Origin of the sequence: Streptomyces sp. G45 (assembly GCF_049542095.1) — a bacterium.
In the GTDB taxonomy this organism is placed as follows: Bacteria; Actinomycetota; Actinomycetes; order Streptomycetales; family Streptomycetaceae; genus Streptomyces.
On sequence record NZ_JBMUZU010000001.1, the window covers coordinates 8,873,644 to 8,894,718 of the forward strand.

Below are 21,075 nucleotides of genomic sequence, written 5' to 3' on the forward strand. Positions count from 1 at the left end.
AGTTCCGAGGGCGTGTCAGTCGAGTTCGCCGCGGGCGGCCTCGACGCCGTACAGCACGACGACACCGGCCGAGATGTGCGCGCCCAGAGCGAGGAAGTAGCAGACGGAGAGCGGGAATCCGGACTGGAACCGGGGCGCTCCCGCGGTCCAGTACACGGGCGGGACCAGGGCGAGCACGGCGTCGAGCGCGAACCAGGAGCCGAAGAACGCCCACTTGCGCCGCGGCGAGAGCGCCACCGCCCAGCGCGCGAACCGCCCCGACGGCCGTCCCGCGCCCCTGGGCGGGGCGGATGGCGGTGCCTCACCGGGCGTCATGGACGACCTCCCCGTCGAAGACCGTCAGCGCCACCGGCAGCTCCGCGATCTCGTGCGGGTCGGCGTGCGGCAGATCGCCGTCGACGACGCAGATGTCGGCCGCCTTGCCCACTTCGAGGGACCCCTTCCAGCTCTCCGCGAAGTCCTGCCAGGCGGCGTTCGAGGTGTACGCGCGGATCGCGGTCTCCAGGCCGACGCACTGCTCGGGGCCGCTCTGCCGTCCGCTCGCCTTCGACTCGCGCAGCATCATCGAGGCCACGCCCCGCCGCCAGTCGGGGTAGGTGATGGGCGCGTCCGAGCTGGCGGTCACCGGGATGCCCGCCTCCGCCGCGCTGCGCACGGGCCACTGGTAGGCGGAGCGCTCGGGGCCCACGATGCCGTCCATCAGGTCCGCGATGGCGTCCTTGACGCCGGGGTTCATGTTGATGCCCCAGCCGTGCCTGGCGAGCGTGGCCAGGGAGCGGGCGGAGGCGAAGTCGCCGTGGATGACGTAGTGGCGGGCGTCGGGGCGCGGCGCGTCGGTCTGCGCCGCCTCGAAGGCCTCGACGACCGCGTCGATGCCGTGGTCGCCGGTGATGTGGACGCCGAGCTGGTGGCCCGCGGCGTGGACGTGGCGCACGATCGCGTCCAGCTCCTCGACGCGCTGGGCGTCGCTGTGTCCGTGCAGGCAGAGGCTGCCGTACCCGCCGCCCACGTACTCCTCGTGCATCCAGGCCGTGCGGCTCGGCGGAATGCCGTCGGCGAACAGCTTGACGCCGAGCACCCGCAGCAGCCGCGGGTCGGCGTCGGCGCACACCCCGTTGAGCTGGGCGAGACGCTCGGGCAGGTGCCGTGCCGCGCCGCCCATCTCCAGGGGGAGCAGCAGCACGCTCACCCGCGCCCGCAGCTCACCGGCCGCCTCCAGACGCGCGTACGTCTCCAAGGTCCCGGTGTCGGCGACGCCGAGGAACAGGGAGGTGCCGCCGGGGCCGAGGCCCGGTTCGGTGAAGCTGGTGATGCCCTCGGCGTGGCAGACCGCGACGGCGGAGCGGATGGCGGCCTCGCGCGCCGCGTCGTCCATCAGCGGCACCACGGAGTTCACCAGGTCCTGCGCGCCCTCGCGGAGGATGCCGGTGGGGGCGCCGTGGGCGTCGGTCTCGATGACGCCGCCGGGCGGGACCGGTGTGGCGGCGGTGATGCCCGCGAGTTCCAGGGCCCGGGAGTTGAGCCAGGAGGTGTGCCCGGAGAACTCGTACAGCAGCACCGGGTGCCGGGGCGAGACCTCGTCCAGGTCCTGGCGGCAGGGGGTGCGACCCCGCACGGCCAGGCACTCCTTGAGGTAGCCGACGTCCCAGCCGTTGCCGAAGATCCAGTCCCCGGGCGGGAGTTCGGCGGCCTTGCGGCGCACGGCCTCGCGGATGTCGGCGAGCGACGACACGGCGGGGGAGGCGACGTCGAGGGCGAGCGGCGGACGGGTCGCGCCGAACGCGGCGGCGTGCAGGTGCGAGTCGTTGACGCCGGGGAGCGCGGTGCGCCCCTGGAGGTCGATGACCTCCGTGCCGGGCCCGATGAGTTCGCGCAGCTCGCGGGTGCTTCCGGTCGCCGCGATGCGGCGGTCGCGCACGGCGACGGCCTGTGTGGTGCGGAACGCCGCGTCGACGGTCAGTACGGTGCCGTTGACGAGCACGAGGTCTGCGGGCCTGGGCATGGGGGTGACCTCCCTGCTGTATCGTTTGGGCCCAAACATATGCCCCGGGTCCGCGTCCGGCGCAAGGGTTCGGGCGCGGGAGTTCTGCGCGAATCGCGAGGGGTGTGCGGCGGGGGCTCTGGTGGCGGGCGGAGCGTGGGAGTGCCCGGGAGGTGCCCGGGAAGTGCCCGCGCCCCGCTCGCGTACCGCCGTGTCACCCGGTGAGCCGCTCCACCCGCCGCATCACCTCACGGCAGAAGTCCCCGACCCCGTCCGGGTCGTCCGTGAACTGCGACGGCTTGACGCAGAACGTCGTGAAGCCCTGCTCCATCTGCTCCGGCACGGCCTCCAGGGCCCGTTCGAGGCTGGCCACCGATGTCGCGTCGGGGAAGACGGCGCGGGTGCCGCCGACCATCTCCAGGTCGGACATGTCGCGCCCCGCCTCCGCCATCGCCGCGCGCAGCTTCTCCAGCTCGCCCGGCGCGGGCCGCCCCAGCGGGTTGAAGCCGTGCCCGTACCGCACCAGGCGCCGCAGCACCGCGTCGTGCAGCGTGGAGCCGCCGAACCAGAGCGCGGGGCCGCCCTCCCGGTGCGGCTTGGGTTCGAGCCAGACGTCGCGGAAGCGGTAGTGGGTGCCCTCGAAGGTCGCGGGCCCCGGGCGCCAGAGGGCCTCCCAGGCGGCGAGGTGCTCGTCCAGGAGGCGGCCGCGCCGCGCGAAGGGGACCTGGAGGGCCGCGTACTCGTCCTCGCTCCAGCTCACCGTCGGCAGGACCACCAGCCGCCCCCCGCTCAGCAGGTCGAGCGTAGCCAGTTCCTTGGCCAGCAGCAGGGGGTGGCGCAGCGGTGCGATGACGGCCGCGGCGGCGAGGCGCACGCGCTCGGTGACGGCGGCCATCGCGGAGAGCAGCACGACGGAGCTGGGCCAGGGCGTGTCCGGGGGCTGGTTGCCCGGCAGGGCGTACTCGCGCGGGTTGGGCATCGGGCCGCCCGCGCCGGAGTCCGGGCCGAGCACGACGTGTTCGCTGAGCATGACCGAGTCGAACCCCGCGTCCTCCGCCTCGCGGGCCCAGCGCACCAGGGCGCCGACGTCGCAGCGGCCGCCGGTCATGGTCCAGTTCTCGGTCAGGACGAGTGTCATGCGGGGGCGGGGCGTGGGCATCCGGGCTCCCTGGGGCGTGAGGGGTTTATTGTTTGGCCTCAAACGGTAGAGCGGGGGGCCGTCGCTCCTCAAGGGTCCGGGTGCCGCCGTCGCGCTGTCGTCGCGTCGGGGGAAGGTCGGTGGAAGGTCAGGGGGATGCCGGGGGATGCCGGGGGGATTAGGAGGCGCGCTCTGGGGCACACGAGCCGCAGTGCGGCCCGGCGGAACCGCCGGGCCGCACTGGTCACCGAAAACTGGCACAAGGGAGGCTTCTCATGCTCATGGCGCACCCGGCGGTTCTGCGTGACCTCGTCGAGGAGTACGAGACCCTGCGGGCCCTGGGGGCCCAGCACGGTCGTCCGCGGGACCGGCAGCGCATGGACGACGTCGCGTACACGCTGTGCGTGTCCACCGGGACCCGTGACATCGACGCCGCGCTCATCGCCGCCCGCCACCGGCTGCCCGGGGCGCGCCCCGAGGACGACTCCCTGGTGGGTGCCTGAGCGGGGGCCGCCGTCCTGGTCGGCGGACGAACGCCCTCGTGGGTCCCGGCGGCGCGACAGCGTCCCTATGAGCCCCTAAATTCATGACATAGCAGCACAAGTCACTGGAATCGATGAGAGGGCTGTCCCATGCCTGCGGGATCCAGCAAGAAGCGGGAACGTCAGTACGAGCACATCAGGGAGAGCGCGCGGAGCCGCGGAGAGTCCCCCGAGCGCGCGAAGGAGATCGCGGCCCGGACGGTGAACAAGGAGCGCGCGCGGGCGGGCGAGTCCAAGACCGCCAGCAAGACCTCCACGCGCGACACGAAGTCCGCGTCCCAGCGCGGCGGCGAGCGCTCGCACAGCGGAGCCAAGGGCCCCACCCGCGACCAGCTGTACGAGGAGGCCAAGAAGAAGAACATCGAGGGCCGCTCGTCGATGAACAAGAAGGAGCTCAAGCAGGCCCTCGGCCGCTGAGGGCACAGCCGGGCGGCCGGGTCCCGCGACGTGCGGGGCCCGGCCGCCCGGTCCGGTGTGCCGCCCGGTCCGGTCTGCCGCCCGGTCCGGTCAGGCGCTCAGTGCGGTCAGCCGTCCAGCTTGCGGCGGACGACCTCCATGACCTCGGCCACCGGGGTGGGCATGCTCATGTCGTGGTGCCGGGCGTGGACGTCGTGGGCTTCGACGGCGCCCAGGACGTACGGGCGCCAGTCGTCCGCGTAGGAGCCCGGGTGCTCCTCGTCGAGCAGGGCGTTGAAGAACAGCACGTCACCGCGGTGGACGGGCGAGGTGAACTCCGCCATCCGGGCCATGTTGTTGGCCCCCACCCGCGCCATGTTCTCCAGGAACCGGCCCATGTTCTCGGTGTTCATGAACTCGCCGAAGGCTTCCTCGACGTCCTCCCGGTAGAGCGCGGGCGTCCAGTCGGCCGCCTTCTCGAAGCCGCTCGCGGGCTGGGCGTCGAGGATGGCCAGGAGGCCGACCTCGTGCCCGCGCCGGTCCAGGGCCGCCGCGATGGCGTGCGCCAGTGGGCCGCCGTACGACCAGCCGATCAGGTGGTAGGGGCCGTCCGGCTGGGTCCCGAGGATCTGGGCGACGTAGTCGTCGACCATGTCCGGCACCGACTCCGCGACGGGGCCCACGCCGTCCGAGCCGCGCGACTGCAGGGCGTAGGCCGCCCGGTCCTGGAGGTGCGGCGCGAAGGCGAAGTACGACCAGCCGAGCCCGCCCCCGCCGTGCACGAACCACACCGGCGGCTTGCCCGTGCCGGGGTCCCGGTTGAGCGGCAGCACCACCGCGAACGAGTCGGCCTGGTCGTCGGGGATGCCGCCGAGGAGCAGCAGCGAGGCCAGCTCGGCCACCGTGGAGTACTGGACGACCGTCCTCAGCGGCAGGTCGATGGCGAACTCCTTGCGGATGCGGGCGATGAGCCGGGTGGCGAGGAGGGAGTGGCCGCCCAGGGCGAAGAAGCCGTCGTGGATGCCGACGCGCTCCAGGCCGAGCAGTTCACGGAAGAAGGAGCACAGCTTCTCCTCGTGGGCGTTGCGCGGCCCCCGGCTGCCCACGAGGGTGGTGTGCTCCGGCGGCAGCGCCCGCCGGTCGAGCTTGCCGCTGGGCGTCAGCGGAATCTCCGAGAGCGGCACGACCGCGGCCGGGACCATGTAGTCGGGCAGGCGTTCGCGCAGGTACTCGGGCAGCTCGGACAGGAGCGGACCGATCGCCGCGGCGAGCGCGGGCGTGTTCGTCAGGGCCCGCCTGGGCGTGGCGCTCGGCACGAAGCCGCCGCGGACGGCCGTCGGGTGCGGCAGCAGGACCGCCTCGAAGCAGTCGGCGGCCTCACCGGACCAGGTGAGCACCGCGTCCCGGCCCTGCCGCCGCGCCCACGCGGCGAGGTCCTCCGGATCGAGCACCGCGCCGCAGGGGGCGGCCGCCGCACCGGCCGACACCGCGGCGGCCTCTTCGGTCAGCCGCGCGTTCGGTATCCCCGTCACCCGCACCGGACCGCCCGCCTGCCGTACGCGGGCGTCCAGTTCCGTCAGGTCCGACACCTCCCTGCCCCATGCCACCGACGGCACACCGGCCAGGTCGAGGGCGTCGGACGGCCGCTTGTGCAGGACGACCTCGTAGCGGTGCCGAGTCAGCTCGTTGTGCTCCCGGCCGGGCTTGAGCCGGATGTCGACGCCCGCGGAGTGCTCCGCCGCCCACTGGGTGAACCACTCGGGCGCGACGACCAGCTCGCGCTCGGCGAGCAGCGCCTGCTCCACCAGGGCCCGCACCTCGTTCGGGGAGGCGTCGGGCCAGCCCGTGCGCTGCACGGCCGTCAGGAGCAGCCGGAGCGTCACGGCGTTGCGGACGTCGCCGACGACGATCCGGCCGCCGGGCACGAGCAGGTCCATCGCCTGGCGCAGGACCTGGTCCAGGTAGGCGGCGCTGGGGAAGTACTGCACGACCGAGTTGAGGACGACGGTGTCGAAGCGGCCCTGGGGCAGCCCGGTCAGGTCGTCGGCGGCCTGGGCGCTGAGGCGGACCCGGTCGCCGTACCCGGCCTGTTCGGCCTGGGCGCGGACGCGGTCCACGACGGTGGCGGAGATGTCGGTGCCCCAGTACTCCTCGACCCGGTCGACGATCTTCGCCAGGAGCAGGCCGGAGCCCACGCCGAGTTCCAGGATCCGCCGGGGCGCGTACCGCAGCACCTGGGCCACCGCCGCGTCCCGCCACTCCCGCATCTGCTCCAGCGGGATCGACTCGCCGTCGTACGACGACGTCCACAGGTGGAAGTCCTCGCCAAGCGCCACCTCGCTGGAGGCGGTGTAGGTGTCGTCGTAGACGCGCCGCCACTCGTCCACCGGGTCGGCGGCGTCCGCCGCCACGGCGTCGGCGGCGGGCACCACATAGCCGATCAGGCGCTTGTCGCCGTCCTGGTTCTCCCGCACCACGACGGTGGCCTGCGCCACGCCGGGGTGCGCGGACAGGACGTCCTCGATGTCGCCCAGCTCGACCCGCACGCCCCGGACCTTCACCTGGAAGTCGGTGCGGCCGACGTACTCGACCTGGCCGTCCCCGTTCCAGCGCACGACGTCGCCGGTGCGGTACATGCGCGTGCCGGGCTCGCCGAACGGGCACGCCACGAAGCGGTCGGCGGTCAGACCGGTCTGGCCCAGGTAGCCGCGGGCGAGCTGGGCACCGGCGAGGTACAGCTCGCCTGCGACCCCGGGCGGAACCGGGCGCAGGGCGGCGTCGAGGACGTACACCTGGCTGTTCCACACCGGCGTGCCGATCGGCAGCCGGTCCGCGCCCGGCACGTGCCGCCAGGCCGTGATCTCCACCGCGGCCTCGGTGGGCCCGTAGCAGTTGTGCACCCCGCAGTCCGGCAGCAGATCCACGACCCTGTTGGCCAGCGGGGCCGGGAACGCCTCGCCGACCACCTCCATCCACCGCAGGCTCCGGCACTCTCCCGCCCCCGGTTCGGCGGCGAAGACCTCCAGGACGGACGGCACGAACGCCGCGCCCGTGACCTGCTCCCGCCGGATCAGCTCCGGCAGGTAGGCGGGGTCCTTGCGCCCGTCCGGACGCGCGATCACCACGGCCGCGCCCACCTGGAGCGGCGCGAACAGCTCCGGCACCGACACGTCGAAGCTCGTCGGCGTGCTCAGCAGCACCCGGTCGTCGGCGCCCACGCCGAAGTACGCCAGGCCCCATGCCAGCCGGTTCATGACCGCCCGGTGGGACACCTGCACGCCCTTGGGGCCGCCCGTCGAACCCGAGGTGAAGATGGTGTACGCCGCGTTGTCCGGGGACAGTGTCCGCCGCGGGTCGGCGGTCGGGTACGCGGACACGTCCGGAAGCGTCCCGTCGGCCAGGTCGATCACTGGCCGGGCGCTCTCCAGCACATGCCGGACGCGGTGCTCGGGCACGTCGGGGTCCATCGGCAGGTACGCCGCGCCGGTCTTGACCACGGCGTACAGCGCCACCATCAGCTCCACGGAACGCGGCATGCGCACCGCGACGAGCCGCTCGGGGCCCGCGCCCCGCTCGATCAGCCAGTGCGCCAGTCGGTTCGCGCGCCGGTTCAGCTCCCCGTACGACACCCACTCGTGCTCGCCGATCAGCGCGACGCGATCCGGGTCCCGCGCCACCTGGGCCTCGAACGCGTCCGGCAGGGTGCTCGGGGGCACCGGGTGCGCCGTGTCGTTGACCTGGCGCACCAGCCAGTCGCGCTCCTGCGCCGACAGGACCTCGACGGCGCTCACCGGCGCCGCCGGTTCGGTGGCCAACTGCTCGACGACCCGGGCGAACCGGGCGGCGATGGCCTCGGCCGTCGCCCGGTCGAACAGGTCGGTCGCGTGCTGGAGGTCGCCGCGCAGCGCGCCCGAGTCGTCCACCGCCATGTTGAAGAACAGGTCGAACATATTGGTCGACATGAGGTGCTGCTCGACCTCCACCTGGAGCCCGGGGAGTTCGAGGTCCCGCCGCGCCCAGTTGTGCCAGGCGAACATCACCTGGAACAGCGGCTGGTACGCGGTGGACCGCTCGGGGTTGACGGCCTCGACGAGCGTGTCGAACGGCACGTCCTGGTGCTCGTAGGCCGTCAGCGACTTCTCGCGCACCTGGGAGAGCAGGTCGGCGAACGACGGGTCAGCGGACAGGTCGACGCGCAGGACCTGGGTGTTGACGAAGAACCCGATCAGGTCGGCGAGGGCCTCGTCGGTGCGTCCGGCGATCGGGCTGCCGATCGTGATGTCGTCCCCGCCGCCGAGCTTGCGCAGCAGCACCGCGAGCGCGGCGTGCAGCACCATCGACAGGGTGGCCTTGCGGTCGTCGGCCAGCTTCTGGAGGCGGCTGGCCACCTCCGGCTCCACCAGCAGCTCGACGGTGGCGCCGCGGGTGCCGCGCTGCGGGGGCCGGGGGCGGTCGAGCGGCAGGTTCAGGGGCTGCGGCACCCCCGCCAACTCCTCGCGCCAGTACGCGATCTGCCGTGCGGCGAGGCTCTTCGGGTCGCTCGGGTCGCCGAGTAACTCGCGCTGCCACATCGTGTAGTCCTTGTACTGCACGGGCAGCGGCTCCCACACGGGCGCCCGGCCGTCGAGGCGCGCGGTGTAGGCGGTGGTCAGGTCCCGGATCAGCGGGGCGCTCGAACTGCCGTCCGTGGCGATGTGGTGGATCACGAGGACCAGGACGTGCTCCTCGGGCCCGCAGCGGAACAGGCGCACCTGGAGCGGGAGTTCGGCCGCCAGGTCGAAGCGGTGGGCGTAGGCCTCGTCGAGCGCGGCGGACAGGTCATCGGGCGCCACCTCGACGAGCGGCACCTCCGGTCGCGCCTCCGCCTCGCGGAGGATCCGCTGACGGGGCTCGCCGTCGTCGTCCGTCACGTAGAGGGTGCGGAGGATCTCGTGCCGGTCGACCACATCGCGGATCGCCGCGGTGAGCGCGGCCGGGTCCAGTGATCCCCGCAGCCTGAAGGCCATCGGCGTGTTCCAGTTCTCCGACCCGCCCTCCAACTGGTGCAGGAGCCACATGCGGCGCTGGGCGAAGGACAGGGGAATCATGGATGCTTACTCCTCTACGAGCGTCGTGCGCGGGCCGGGTGGCGGGGAAGCCGATCCCTCCGGCCGCGTGGCGGGCGCGGTGGCGTCCAGCCGCGCGGCGGCCCCTCGCGGGAAGCGGTTCACGGCGGTGCGCCCGCCGTGGTGGGGTACGGCCCAGGGCGGTGCGCCTGACGTGGAACGGCTCAGGACGGCGCGCCCGGCGCGGCTCGGCGCCCGGTGACCCTCGGCGACGCCGACCGCCCGGGCCGGAGACAAAGAGCGGTGCGGTGAACTCCCTCGCCAGGAAGATCACCTCGATTTCCCCCACAGTGACCGAGCCGCGGCACCGCGGTCAAGGAATCCTCCCCGCAATCGTCCCGTCCACGGGACGGGAATTGCCGCGGTGTGGAAATTTGGCTAGTGGCCAAGGAATGGAAACCCCCTCGTGCCGCCGTGCTGTGAGCATGCGTCATGACTGCTGAGGGGCCCCGGATAAGGAAAGGTGACCGCTTTCCATAAGAGGATCCAATAACGGCATCCTTGACGCCGCTGAAAACCCCCGTCCGTGGCCCGAGGGAAATTCACCATGGGCTGTCTCGTCGCGGTGCCCGGCTTTTTCCGGGCGCCAAAACCCGACCGGCCGTCGCGGGTGGCGACGGCCGGTCGGGTGGGGTGGTTGAGGCCGGGGTGCGGGGCGGGGTCAGGCGCCGCTTTCCCTGAGCATGTCCTCGCGCTCGACGATCTTCACGCGCTCCCTGCCCTGCGGCTCGCCGAGCGCCTTCTCCGCGGCGTCGAGGCGGTACCAGCCGTCCCAGGTCGTGAAGCGGACGTTCCGCTCGGCGAGGAAGGCGTCCACGGCCTCCGGCGCGGGCGCGGCGGGCTCGGGGAGGCGGCCCTGCGCGTGGTCGTCGAGCAGGTTGGCGACCGTCTCGTTGGCGTCGCCCTTGGTGTGCCCGATGAGGCCCACCGGGCCGCGCCGGATCCAGCCCGTGACGTACGTCGACGTCAGGTGCGCCCCGGTCTCCTCGATCACCCGGCCGCCGGAGTCCGGCACGGTGCCCGACGCGACGTCCCAGGGCAGCTTGGGCAGCTTGTCGGAGAGGTAGCCCACGGCGCGGTAGACGGCGGTGACGTCCCAGTCCGTGAAGGCGCCGGTGCCCTTGACGTTGCCGGTGCCGTCGAGGGCGGTGCGCTCGGTGCGCAGGCCGACGACGCGGCCGTCCTCGCCCAGGATCTCGGTGGGCGACTCGAAGAAGTGCAGGAACAGTCTGTGCGGGCGGTCGCCGACGTCGCGGATCGCCCAGTTCTCCAGCGTCTTGGCGACCATGTCGGCCTGCTTGTTGCCGCGCCGGGTGGCGATCGAGCCGTCGTCGTAGTCGATGTCCTCGGGGTCGACGATGACCTCGATGGTGGGGGAGTGGTCCAGCTCGCGCAGCTCCATCGGGCTGAACTTGGCCTGCGCCGGGCCGCGGCGGCCGAACACGTGGATCTCCCGCGCCCGGTTGGCCTTCAGGCCGTCGTACACGTTCGGCGGGATCTCCGTCGGGAGCAGTTCGTCGGCCGTCTTGGCGAGGACGCGTGCCACGTCCAGGGCGACGTTGCCGACGCCGAGCACGGCGACCTTCTCCGCGTCCAGGGGCCAGGTCCGCGGGACGTCGGGGTGGCCGTCGTACCAGGAGACGAAGTCGGCCGCGCCGTAGGAGCCGTCGAGGTCGATGCCCGGGATGTCGAGGGCGCGGTCGGCCGCGGCCCCGGTGGAGAAGATCACCGCGTCGTAGAAGGTCCGCAGGTCGTCCAGGCTGATGTCGCGCGGGTAGTCGACGTTGCCGAACAGCCGGATCTGCGGCTTGTCGAGCACCTGGTGCAGGGCCGTGACGATGCCCTTGATCCGCGGGTGGTCGGGGGCCACGCCGTACCGGATCAGGCCGAACGGGGCGGGCATCCGCTCGAAGAGGTCGATGGACACACCCGGGTCGGCGGCCGCGTCGGACTTCAGCAGCGCGTCGGCGGCGTAGATCCCAGCGGGTCCGGCTCCGACGATGGCTACCCGCAGGGGGCGGTGCATGATCAGGTTCCCTTCGAGCGGTGACGACTGGCTGCGCCGATGACGGCGGACACGCCGATCACCATAGACTTAGGGGAGCCTAACCTAACGGGCGGGGTGGGTTGCTGACCACCCGGGTGTGATCATCATCGCAGAAGGCCCCGGGTGACGGTCCCCAGGGGGCATGGACGGGGCTGTCCCGGGGGATGGGGGATGCGTGCCGGTCCGGGGGATGGGGGACGCATGCCGTGGTGGTGGCGAGGGCTGTTCGCCGTGTTCCTGACCGGGGTCCTCACCGGTTGCGGGGCGTGGGACGCGTACGCGGCCGGGGCGGCGGCCGTGCCCCGTGACCGCTGCCACGCGCACGGCCTGCGCACCGCGCGCGTCGAGGCGGCGGTGCGCGTCGACCACGACGACCGGACCTACGCCAAGGTCTCCAGCACCCTGACGGTCACGGTCCCGCTGTCCTGGAGACCAGCCGCCCGGCTGCTGCTCGGCACCGGCTCCGACGGCTACCGGCGGGCCATGCGGTGCCTGGCCAGGGGAGACCACGACGGGGTGGAGACCCGCTGGGAGGAGTGGCGGTCCGCGGAACCCGCGGTGACGCCCGCGAAGGACCCCTCCGGGAAGACCGCGGAGGACCCCTCAGGGAATGGCGGGAAGGACCCCTCCGGGAAGGGCGGGAAGGACCCCTCCGGGAAGGGCACGAAGGCCTCCTCCCGCGACCGCGCGCGGTGGCTGAAGGTCCGCCTGACCGCCCACACCTGGGTGGACCAGCGCGGCGCCGTCCCCGTCGGCCCCTGGACCGTGTGGGTCGGCGAGGGCCGCTGGGACGTCCGCCTGACCCCGCCGGGCCCCTTGGCGCAGGCGCGGTGGCGCGAGATCACCGTGGACCCGGGCCGCCCCGGCGCCCGCTCGGCCACGCCCAGGCCCACCACCACGACGGACGGCGGCGCGCTGGCCTGGCGGCCCGCCCGCGCCCACGGCGCCCCGCCGGTCGAGGTCGGCGTCGAGCCCGCGTGGCCCCGCGCCCTGTCGGCCCTGGACGACTCACCGCCGTACGCGGTGTACGACGCGGTCGGCGGCCTCCTCTGGACGATCGCCGTGGTCCTGGCCCTGTGGTACGCGCTGATCGTGCTGCCCCGGCACGGCGTGCCCGACCGCGTCGAGCAGCGGGCCGTCACCAACCTGCGGAACTGGAGCGTCACCCTGCTCGCCGTCGCGCTGACCGTCCAGGGCCGCGATGTGTACCTCGGCGCGGTCGGCGCCTACGAGGACACACCGGACTGGGCGCAGCGCGCCGCCCACGCCCCGTACGCCTGGCTGGCCTCCGTGGTGGCCGGGGCGCTGCTGCTGCTCTTCGCCCGGCCGCCGCGCGCCGCGGCCGTGCTCGGCGCCGCCCTCGCCGTGGGCGGCGCGGTGCCCGCCCTGGCGCCCGGCCTGGTGGGGCTCGACGCGGAGCGGTTCGTGCGGCCGCCCGGACCCGGGCCGGTGACCGTGGGCGCCGTGTGGGGGGCCGCCGTCTGCTCCCTCGCCCTGCCGCTGCTCGGCGGCGCGCTCGCCGTGCGCAGGGTGCTGGTGGACGGCGGCCTGTGGCGGCCCCGGCGCCCGCGCCCCCGGCTCCGGGCGCTGCTCGCCGGGGTCGGTGCCGTCGTCGCCGTGCTGGGCGGCTGCTACGCGATGGCCGCCGAGCGGGACTGGAACCGCGCGAGCTGGCTCTCCCCGCACATCGACCCCACGGGATGGCGGACGGACAGCTCCGGCGCCTGCACCTGGGAGTGGGGGTACGGCGCGTGGCACCGGGCCGAGCTGCGCAGCGGTCTGCTGTGGTTCACCGACACCGCGCAGTGGTGGTGGTTCGGGATGCTGTGGGTGCTCAGCGGGCTGGCCGTCCTGGCGGTGCTGCGCGCCCGGGGAACGCGGACCGCGCGGGCCGTCCTCGCGCGCCGCGGCCCCAAGGGGGTCGACCGGGTGCTGGTCCTCCTGCTGTTCCCGGTCATGGCCGCGATGGACATCGGCGTGTACGCGGCCAGCGGCGCCGTCGCCTGGTGGTGGTTCTTCCTCTCCCTCTTCGCGCTCTGGGGCACCCTGCGCCTGACCGGCCACCGCGCGGTCCCCGCCAGGCCGCTGAGCGTGTCGGGGGAGCCGCTCGCCGCGACCCTGTCCGCCTCCCACCGCGCCAGGCTGCTCGCCCGGTCCCGCCGCCACCGCGAACTCCACGCCGCACTGCGGGGCACGGCCCAGGCGCAGAGCGACGAGGACGTCGCGGCCCGGCGCGGCGCGGAGACCCGGCTGCGCCGACTGCACCGCTGGCGCGCCTCCACGGGCCGTGCCGACCGGCTGCCCCGCGACGTCTCCGTGGTGGACGCCGCCCTCGCCCTGGGGCCCTGCGACACGTGGTGGGAGAACGGGGCCCGGGCGGCCCGCTTCACCCAGCCGCTCGCCCTGCCGTTCAGCGCGGGCCTGGTCTGGGGCAGCCACCTGCGCGGCGAAGCCCTGACGGGCACCCTGCACGACCGGCTCGGACTGCCCGACGTGGTGACCCAGTTCGCCCTGTGGCAGGTCGGGTACGCGGCGGCCGGGTTCCTCCTCGGCGCGCTGTGGCAGGAACTGCCCGGGCGGCGCGGACCGGCCAAAGCCATCGCGCTCGCCGCCGCCTACGCCCTGCCGATCGGGCTGTTCGCGCTCGGGAACTGGAGCCTGGGCGAGGAGCAGACCAGCCTCGCCCTCGGCGCGGTGTCCATGCTGCTCATCATGACGCTGACCGGCTTCAGGATGGACCTGGAGACCTTCCGCGGTGAACTCGCCCCCGGCCGCGGCCTCCTGAGCCTGCTTCCGGCGGTGTACCAGACCCGCTATCTGTCCATCCAGTTCGCCTGGGTCCTCGCCCAGGCCGCGGCCATGGCGACGATCGTGCAGTTCGTCGCCGACAACGGCGGCCCGCCCTGGTCCTTCACCGGCGTCAACCCCTGAGCGCGCGGCCACCTGCCGGGGCGCGGGCGGCGCTCCCGGGCGGGAAGGGGCGGCGGTCTGCCGGACACGCCCGCGTCGACGCCCCGCTGGCCGCCCGGTCACGGTCCCGCGAGCGGCCCGCGCAGGCACCGCTCACGGCGCGGCGGAGCGGCACGGCAGCGGACGGCACGGCAGCGCCCGCTCGGCGGCCCCGCCCCGCCCGTCCGGCTCCACCCGGCGCAGACGCGCGTCCGGGGCGCGGGTCACCGCCTCGACGAGCCGCCCGTCGGCGAAGAGCGCTCCGACACCGTCCTCGACCGCCCACCCCGGGGGCAGCGCCCCGCTCGCCACGGCCGCCCGGTAGGAGGAGCGGCGGCCGGGCTCGCTGTCGTAGTGCGGGCACACCGAGCCGGACAGCAGGCCGAGGCCGTCCGGCAGGGTGGAGAGGGGGCCGAAGGAGTCGGTGTGCGAGCCCTCGGCCCAGCAGTTGGCCCCGGCGCTGATGCCGCACAGCAGCGTCCCCCGGTCGTGGGCCTCGCGCAGCAGCCGGTCCACGCCGTGCGCGCGCCAGACCGCCAGGAGGTTGGCGGTGTTGCCCCCGCCCACGTACACGACGTCCTGCGACAGCAGGAACGCGCGCAGGGCGTCGTCGCCCAGTTCCCGCCGGAACAGCGGCAGGACGGCGGCCGTACAGCCGGGGCGCGACCGGAACGCCGCGAGGAACCGCTCCACGTAGGCCGGGGCGTCACCGCTCGCCGTGGGCACGAAGCAGACCTTCGGCCGGGAGGCGCGCGCGTGGGCGAGCACCCAGTCGTCGAGCAGCCCGTCCTCGTCGGTGGAGAAGCCTCCGCCGAGCAGAGCCACACGACGCGGGGGACTGGCGGCCACGCGCTATCGCCTCCTTGAGGAACGGGCCCGCCGGGGCGGGCGGGTGTGGACGAACGATGCGGCGCCTGGTGCCCGGCCCGCAACCGAAATAGCCCCGGCGCGGCTCCGGCCCGGGGCGGGGCCGTTCCCGCGTGTTCGCCACCGGCGGGCTTCCCGAGCCGCGCTTCGGCCCCGCGCCCGTACCCTGACGCGACTTCCTGAGCAGCGGAACCTCTCGGTGGCCGACCGTCCCCGGCATCGCTCCGACACCCCCGGGCAAGACTCCCTGTGTCCTGCGTCAGACGACGCCCTGAGGCACAGCCGAGGCACGGTCAAGGGGGCACTGCGTGACGGAACTTCTCCCAGTGGGTGGACGCGCGGCATGGGACCGGGAGTCCCTGCGCGAGGACGACTGGCTGGTGCGGCTTCCACCGGTACGGCCCGACGCGGACGGGCCGCCCCGTGCGTACGACGGGTCCCGTGCGTACGACAGGTCAGACGCGTACGACAGGTCCGACGCGGGCGGCCGGTCCGACGCGGGCGGCAGGTCCCGGGCGTACGGCCCTTCCGGCGCGTGCGGAAGGGACGCTGACCGCCAGGCGCTGGCGGAGGCCGCCGCGGGCGTGGACCGGCGGCTGCGGGAGGGGCCCGGCTTCGCCGTCGTACGCGGGATCGGCCTGGAGGGGCGCGACGACGACGACTGCGTCGAGCTGGCCCGCTGGTTCGGCGGGCTGCTGGGCACCCTGCGGCCGTACGACGGCCCGGCGGACGGGCTGGTCACCGCCGGTGCCCGCGCCGGGCGGACCGCCGCGTCCCCGGGCCGGGAGCGGGACGACCGCGCGCTGCCCCCGCACATGGACAGGTCGCCGCAGCGGGAGCCGCCCCGCGTGCTGGGGCTGCTGTGCGTCCACCCCGCCGCGAGCGGAGGCGAGTCGACGCTGGTCAGTGGAGCGGCCGTGCACGACCGGCTGCTGGCCGAACGGCCGACGGCGCTTCTGCGCCAGCTGTACCGGCCGGTGCACTTCGGGCGGGGCGCGGACTTCGACCGGTACTTCCCCGTGTTCCGGCGCCCCACCGACGAGCCCGGCGCGCTGGAGGTCCGCTACAACCGCCACCACATCGAACGAGGCCAGCGCGAGGCCGGGATACCGCTGTCGGCCGCGTATCTGGCCGCCCTGGACGCCTTCGACGCGGTCCTGGCCGACCCGCGGATGGTGCTGCGCGTCCCGCTGCGGCGCGGCGACTTCCTGCTGGTGTGCAACAAGGCGGTCCTGCACGGCAGAACCGCCTTCACCGACCCGGCCGAGCCTGACAAGCACCGGTGCCTGGTGCGGATCTGGGCGGACTGAACCCGTGGCGCGGGCGGGGCCCGGCCGGGGAACCCTACGGGCCGTTCGGCCCCTGTCGGCGGGCACCGGCGGGGAGTAGACCGGATGCTGACGCGCCAGCCCTCGGCCAGGCGGCGCCGCATGGCTGTCGCGGGAGTGCGGCCGCGCGCGGCGAAGCCGAGGGGGACGTCCCGGGCGGACCTGGAGCCGCGCAGGGCGGTAGGCGCCTCCGAGCTGGTGGGCGACGGCTACGTGCGCCCCGTGGGGAGCTCCCTTCCCCACGAGGCGCACTCCCTCAGCTGGCGCCCAGGGGGCGGGAGTTCCCCTGTCCGTGCCCCGTTGCGGGAGGTCGTCTCCCGGTTCGGGACGGGCGCCTGCGGGTCCGCGGCCGCGGTACCCCACCCCGGGTCCCCCGCCCGCCCGTCGTCTAACGCACCGTCCCCCGCCAGCGGCCCCGCCAGGGAACCGCCGGGCGAGGCGGTCACACCCTCAAGCGCCGGTTAGTGCCTCTCACCCCCGTGAGTCGTCAGCACACATCCGTGACCGTCTGGTCGGGGAACAGCCGCTCCCAGTTCTGGCTCGTGGCGATGCGGCAGACCCGGGCGGCGACGTCGTCGGCGTCGGTGTTCCAGACGCGGGCGTCGGCGCGCGTGTCGAACGCCACGAAGGCCCGGCCGTCGGGGGAGAAGCGCGGGGTGGGCTGAGGGGAGACGGGACCGTCGAGCGCCGCGAGCAGCCGCGGCGCGCGGCCGGTGCTCCACAGCCGTACGCCGCCGTCGGAGCCGGTCGTGGCGAGCAGGGAGCCGTCAGGGTTGTAGGACGCCCCGATGACATAGCCGGTGTGGCCGGTGAGGGTGGCCGTGGCACGGTGGGCGCCCACGTCCCACAGGCGCAGGCTGTTGTCGGCCGAGCCGAACGCGAGGGTGCGGCCGTCGGGGCTGAAGTCCAGGGCCATCGTGGCGTTCCGGGGCCCCGGCAGCGGCCGAGCGGCGCGCCCGGGGCGGACGCGCCAGACGCGTGTGGTGCCGTCGGTGGCGACCGCGGCCAGGGTGCGGCCGTCGGCGGCGAGCGCCAGGTTCAGCGTCGCGCGGTCGCCGCGTACGACCGTGACCCGGCCGGTGGCCACCTGCCACAGCCGGATGGTGCCGTCGCCGCTGTGCGCGGCGAGGTGGCGCCCGTCAGCGCTGAGGACCAGCTGGCGCACACCGCTCGACGCGCCCCTGAGCGTGGCGGTCCGTCGGCCCGTGGCGGCGTCGAAGACGCGCACGGTCCGGTCGGCACCGGCCAGGGCCACGGCCCGGCCGTCGTCGCTCGCGGCGCTGGCCGTGACGTGCCGTCCGGCGCTGGACGGCACCGCGTGCGCCGATGGTGGCGTCGGCGCCCAGCGGGCGGTGTGGCCGGGGTGGTCGACGGTCAGGGCGGCACCGGAGGTCGCGTACGGCACGCGCGTGGTGACGACGCCGGAGCGGCCGGTCAGGGCCGCCAGCGGGCGGTGCGAGGCCACGTTCCACAGCTGGACGGCGGAGCCCTTGCCGGTGGTGGCGAGCGTGCGCCCGTCCGGGGAGAACGACAGGGCGTAGCCGGGGCCTCCCACACGCAGGGTGGCCGTCAGCGGAGTGCGGGCGGAGGGGCGCCACAGGCGGACGGTGCCGTCGAGACCCGTGCTGGCCAGGGTGCGGCCGTCGGGGGAGAAGGCCACCTCCTGCACGGTCTTGGTGTGGCCGCTCAGGGTGGCGCGGAGCCGACGGCTGCGGGTGTCCCAGAGTGCGACGCCGTGGTCGGTGCTGGACGTGGCCAGGGTGCGGCCGTCCGGCGAGAACGCCACCGAGCCGATGGCGCCGGTGCGGCCGGACAGGACCGCGCGGCTGGTGCGCGAGGCCACGTCCCACAGGCGTGTGCTGTGGTCGCTGCCCGCGCTCGCGAGGGTACGGCCGTCGGGGGAGAACGCCAGGCGCAGCACCGCTTCGGTGTGCCCGGTCAGGACGGCCCGCTCCCGGTGGCCGCGCACGCTCCACAGGCGCACCGTGCGGTCGCTGCCCGTGCTGGCGAGGGTGCGGCCGTCGGGGGAGAACGCCACGGCCTCGACCATGTTGGTGTGCCCGGTGAGCGTGGCCAGAAGGCGGTGGGAGCGGGCGTCCCACAGCTTGACGCCGCGGTCGTTGCCCGCCGTGGCCAGGGTGCGGCCGTCGGGCGCGAACGCCACCGCGTTGACGGCGTCGGTGTGGCCGGTCAGCGTGGCGCGGAGCCGACGCGTGCGGGCGTCCCACAGCTTCACGGTGTGGTCGAAGCTCGCGGTGGCCAGGGTGCGGCCGTCGGGTGCGAACGCCGCGCTCTGTACGGCACGGGTGTGCCCGGTGAGCTGGTTGGCGTGGTACCGGGCGTAGGCGCTGAGCAGGCTGCCGCGGGCCTCCGCGGTGCGGGCCTGCCGGTAGCCCCGCAGGGCGAGCACCATGGCCGCCTCGGGGCGCCGCTCGCTCAACTGGGCGGCGCGGGCGGCCAGTTCGCGGGAGGTGGCGAGCCGCCGCTGGGCCTCCGCCGTCGAGGACTTGTGCACGGCGACACCCGTGGCGGTCAGCGCGAGGACGACCAGCACGCCCAGGGCCGCCATGAGCTGACGGCCGCGCCGGGTCCGCCGCCGCGAGGCGGCCGTGCTGGCGCGCAGGAACGCCGCTTCCCGTGTGTTGAGCGCGTGGGGGTGCCCCGCGGCCCACTCCCGGGCCACGGCGAGCTGCGCTCCCCGGTACAACGCGCCGTCGTCGCGCCCCAGTTCGTCCCAGGTGCGGGCCGCGGTGGTCAGCGCGCGGTGCGCCCGGAGCGCGTCCTGGTCCTCGTCCAGCCAGCGCCGCAGCCGGGGCCACGCGCGGACGACGGCCTCGTGGGCCACCTCCACGGTCCGGCCGGACGTCACCAGGAGCCGGGCCGCCACGAGGTCGCCCACCATCGCGCCGAGCCCGAGCCCGTCCAACTCCTCCAGCGGCACCCGCCGCCGGGTGGCCTCGGTGCCGTCGCCGGGCACCGTCAGGCGCAGGAACAGGGCGCGGATCGACTCCTGTTGCGCGGCGGTGGCCCGCGTGTACGCCTGCTCGGCGCTCCGCGCGACGGCGCCGCGCACCCCGCCGCACGCGCGGTAGTCCGCGAGCCGCAGCAGCGGGCCGCCGCGGGCGCGCCACACCTCCCGCATGACGTGGGCGACCAGCGGCAGCGCGCCCGGCTGGTCGGCGGCGTCGGCGAGCACCGCCTCCTGGAGGTCGGCGGCCACGGCCACGCCGCACCGGGCGGCCGGTTCGACGAGGATGTCCCGCAGCTCGGCCCGGGTGGGCGGCCCGACGGGCAGCTGTCCGCCCGAGCGCAGCGCGGCGACCAGGCCGGGGTGCGCGAAGCAGTGCGCGTAGAAGTCGGCGCGGACGCCGAGGACCACCCGCACCTGCTGGGGGCACGCCCGCACGAGGTGGGCGACCGCCGCCAGGAACGCCGCGCGTTCCGCCGCGTCCTCGCACAGGGTGAAGACCTCTTCGAGCTGGTCGACCACCATCACGAACCGCGTGTCGTCCGCGCGGCCCGCCAGGGCGGTGGTGAGCGCGAGCGCCAGCGCGGAGGCGTCCTCGGCGAGCTGGCCCGCGAGGCGCGCGGCCGCACCGCGGCGGTCCTCACGGGCGTCGTCCGTGCCGTCCGTGCCGTCCGTGCCGCCCGCTCCGGCCGCCAGGTCGACGGCGGCCCCGGCCAGGGCGCGCAGCGGACGCGCGCCCGGAGTGAACACCACCGGGTGGCAGTGCGGCTCCAGGGCGGGCAGCAGCCCCGCCCGCAGCAGCGACGACTTGCCGCTGCCGGACACGCCCGACACGGCGGTCAGCGCCTCCCGCGCGACCAGGTCGACCAGCTCCTTGAGCAGATCGGAGCGGCCGAAGAAATAGGGCGCGTCCTCGGCCCCGTACGCGGCGAGCCCCGGGTACGGCCCCTGGCTCCGCGCCTCCTCCCGCTCCCGCTCAGCGGCCAGGGCGGCGGCCTCCGCGGCCCGCCAGCGCGTCTCCCACTCCTGCGGCTCCGCGCCGCAGGCCCGCGCGTAGGCCAGGGCGACCTCCAGGCTGGGCAGCCGTCGGCCCTTCGCCGCGTCGGCCAGCGTGCTGGCGGCGTAGTGGGCCCGCCGCGCCAGCGCCCGGTAGCTCGGGCCGCCCGCCCGCTCCCGTAACTGGCGCAGCTCCCAGGCGAACCGCTCCACCGGACCGGCCTCCGGATCGACCGGAGACTCCGGCCTCCCCGAGCGGCCTCCCCGAGACGTCCGGCTGCGCCCGGCAGGCGTGCCCATGACCACCCCGACCTTCCCCTGATGTACGGATCGTCGTACGGATTGCTGTACGGATCGTCGCACGGGGCGCTGTGCGGACCACTGTGCGGATCGCTGTGCGTGCGTACGCGTGCTCAACGACTGTTCCGGCCAACCTGCGCCCGTGACCTGGTTGTTCGACTTGTCTGTCGTTGACCGTCGGGGCTTTCGGACAACTGCCGTCGGGCTCGGAGAATGAGCTGGGCGGCCCGCGACCAGCCAGCGCGGGCCACCGCGAGGCGCGGCACACGACGTGCTGGGCACCGGCGCCGTACGCACCACGGGGGGAGTGCGTACGGCGAGCTGAGCGGCTCGCACGTCTCGGCGTCCACGCCCCGCGTCCTGTGCCCCGCCTCGCGCGCCCCGAGGCCTGGAACCCCCGAGGCCCGAGGCCCGGAGGCCCGGAAGCCCCGAGGCCTTGAGGTCCTGAAGTCCTGAGG

At 74.7% G+C, this 21,075-nt stretch carries 11 protein-coding genes; 4 read left to right on the forward strand and 7 right to left on the reverse strand.

Going from position 1 to position 21,075, the window contains the following annotated elements; all coding sequences use genetic code 11:
• Nucleotides 1-15: 15 nt before the first annotated feature.
• The 3 genes from ACOBQU_RS37740 to ACOBQU_RS37750 all read right to left on the reverse strand — a co-directional run bounded on the left by ACOBQU_RS37740 (nucleotide 16) and on the right by ACOBQU_RS37750 (nucleotide 3,140).
• On the reverse strand, nucleotides 16-315 hold the full coding sequence (locus tag ACOBQU_RS37740; protein ID WP_423633795.1) for a hypothetical protein: 300 nt from the start codon (nucleotides 313-315) through the stop codon (nucleotides 16-18).
• On the reverse strand, nucleotides 302-2,002 hold the full coding sequence (locus tag ACOBQU_RS37745) for an amidohydrolase (RefSeq protein WP_423633797.1): 1,701 nt from the start codon (nucleotides 2,000-2,002) through the stop codon (nucleotides 302-304). Before ACOBQU_RS37745 ends, ACOBQU_RS37740 begins: the two co-directional genes overlap by 14 nt.
• A gap of 193 nt (nucleotides 2,003-2,195) precedes the next feature.
• Nucleotides 2,196-3,140, reverse strand: coding sequence for a TIGR03619 family F420-dependent LLM class oxidoreductase (locus ACOBQU_RS37750; RefSeq protein WP_423633799.1), 945 nt, complete (start codon nucleotides 3,138-3,140; stop codon nucleotides 2,196-2,198).
• A gap of 254 nt (nucleotides 3,141-3,394) precedes the next feature.
• Between ACOBQU_RS37750 and ACOBQU_RS37755 the strand changes: the two genes are divergently transcribed.
• Together ACOBQU_RS37755 and ACOBQU_RS37760 are read left to right on the forward strand one after the other, a co-directional pair.
• Nucleotides 3,395-3,622 carry a DUF5133 domain-containing protein gene (locus ACOBQU_RS37755; RefSeq protein WP_423633800.1) on the forward strand — a complete coding sequence of 76 codons (228 nt, stop codon included), beginning with the start codon at nucleotides 3,395-3,397 and terminating at the stop codon, nucleotides 3,620-3,622.
• A gap of 129 nt (nucleotides 3,623-3,751) precedes the next feature.
• The gene (locus ACOBQU_RS37760) at nucleotides 3,752-4,078 is read left to right on the forward strand and encodes a plasmid stabilization protein (protein WP_423633802.1); all 327 of its coding nucleotides are present in this window, start codon (nucleotides 3,752-3,754) and stop codon (nucleotides 4,076-4,078) included.
• Nucleotides 4,079-4,185: 107 nt separating this feature from the next.
• Here ACOBQU_RS37760 and ACOBQU_RS37765 read toward each other — a convergent pair whose 3' ends face one another.
• Nucleotides 4,186-9,144 carry an amino acid adenylation domain-containing protein gene (locus tag ACOBQU_RS37765; protein ID WP_423633804.1) on the reverse strand — a complete coding sequence of 1,653 codons (4,959 nt, stop codon included), beginning with the start codon at nucleotides 9,142-9,144 and terminating at the stop codon, nucleotides 4,186-4,188.
• Nucleotides 9,145-9,823: 679 nt separating this feature from the next.
• A complete protein-coding gene (locus ACOBQU_RS37770; RefSeq protein WP_423633806.1) occupies nucleotides 9,824-11,188 on the reverse strand; it encodes an FAD-dependent oxidoreductase in 1,365 nt (454 codons plus the stop codon).
• Nucleotides 11,189-11,410: 222 nt separating this feature from the next.
• On the opposite strand from ACOBQU_RS37770, the gene ACOBQU_RS37775 reads away from it, so the two are divergent.
• On the forward strand, nucleotides 11,411-14,140 hold the full coding sequence (locus tag ACOBQU_RS37775) for a DUF6185 family protein (protein ID WP_423633808.1): 2,730 nt from the start codon (nucleotides 11,411-11,413) through the stop codon (nucleotides 14,138-14,140).
• A 132-nt stretch (nucleotides 14,141-14,272) separates the two neighbouring features.
• On the opposite strand, the gene ACOBQU_RS37780 is transcribed toward ACOBQU_RS37775, so the two are convergent.
• Nucleotides 14,273-15,007, reverse strand: coding sequence for a Type 1 glutamine amidotransferase-like domain-containing protein (locus ACOBQU_RS37780; RefSeq protein ID WP_423633810.1), 735 nt, complete (start codon nucleotides 15,005-15,007; stop codon nucleotides 14,273-14,275).
• A gap of 326 nt (nucleotides 15,008-15,333) precedes the next feature.
• Between ACOBQU_RS37780 and ACOBQU_RS37785 the strand changes: the two genes are divergently transcribed.
• Nucleotides 15,334-16,335, forward strand: coding sequence for a TauD/TfdA family dioxygenase (locus ACOBQU_RS37785; RefSeq protein ID WP_423633812.1), 1,002 nt, complete (start codon nucleotides 15,334-15,336; stop codon nucleotides 16,333-16,335).
• A gap of 505 nt (nucleotides 16,336-16,840) precedes the next feature.
• Here the strand turns inward: ACOBQU_RS37785 and ACOBQU_RS37790 are convergent.
• Nucleotides 16,841-20,530 (reverse strand): helix-turn-helix domain-containing protein, encoded by a 3,690-nt coding sequence (locus tag ACOBQU_RS37790; RefSeq protein WP_423633814.1) that lies wholly within the window; start codon nucleotides 20,528-20,530, stop codon nucleotides 16,841-16,843.
• Between the last annotated feature and the right edge of the window lie 545 nt (nucleotides 20,531-21,075).

Bases quoted from the DNA above. Each gene is read 5' to 3' on its own strand.
- ACOBQU_RS37740 (WP_423633795.1), bottom strand. From the start codon at position 315: ATGACGCCCGGTGAGGCACCGCCATCCGCCCCGCCCAGGGGCGCGGGA.
- ACOBQU_RS37745 (WP_423633797.1), bottom strand. From the start codon at position 2,002: ATGCCCAGGCCCGCAGACCTCGTGCTCGTCAACGGCACCGTACTGACC.
- ACOBQU_RS37750 (WP_423633799.1), bottom strand. From the start codon at position 3,140: ATGCCCACGCCCCGCCCCCGCATGACACTCGTCCTGACCGAGAACTGG.
- ACOBQU_RS37755 (WP_423633800.1), top strand. From the start codon at position 3,395: ATGCTCATGGCGCACCCGGCGGTTCTGCGTGACCTCGTCGAGGAGTAC.
- ACOBQU_RS37760 (WP_423633802.1), top strand. From the start codon at position 3,752: ATGCCTGCGGGATCCAGCAAGAAGCGGGAACGTCAGTACGAGCACATC.
- ACOBQU_RS37765 (WP_423633804.1), bottom strand. From the start codon at position 9,144: ATGATTCCCCTGTCCTTCGCCCAGCGCCGCATGTGGCTCCTGCACCAG.
- ACOBQU_RS37770 (WP_423633806.1), bottom strand. From the start codon at position 11,188: ATGCACCGCCCCCTGCGGGTAGCCATCGTCGGAGCCGGACCCGCTGGG.
- ACOBQU_RS37775 (WP_423633808.1), top strand. From the start codon at position 11,411: ATGCCGTGGTGGTGGCGAGGGCTGTTCGCCGTGTTCCTGACCGGGGTC.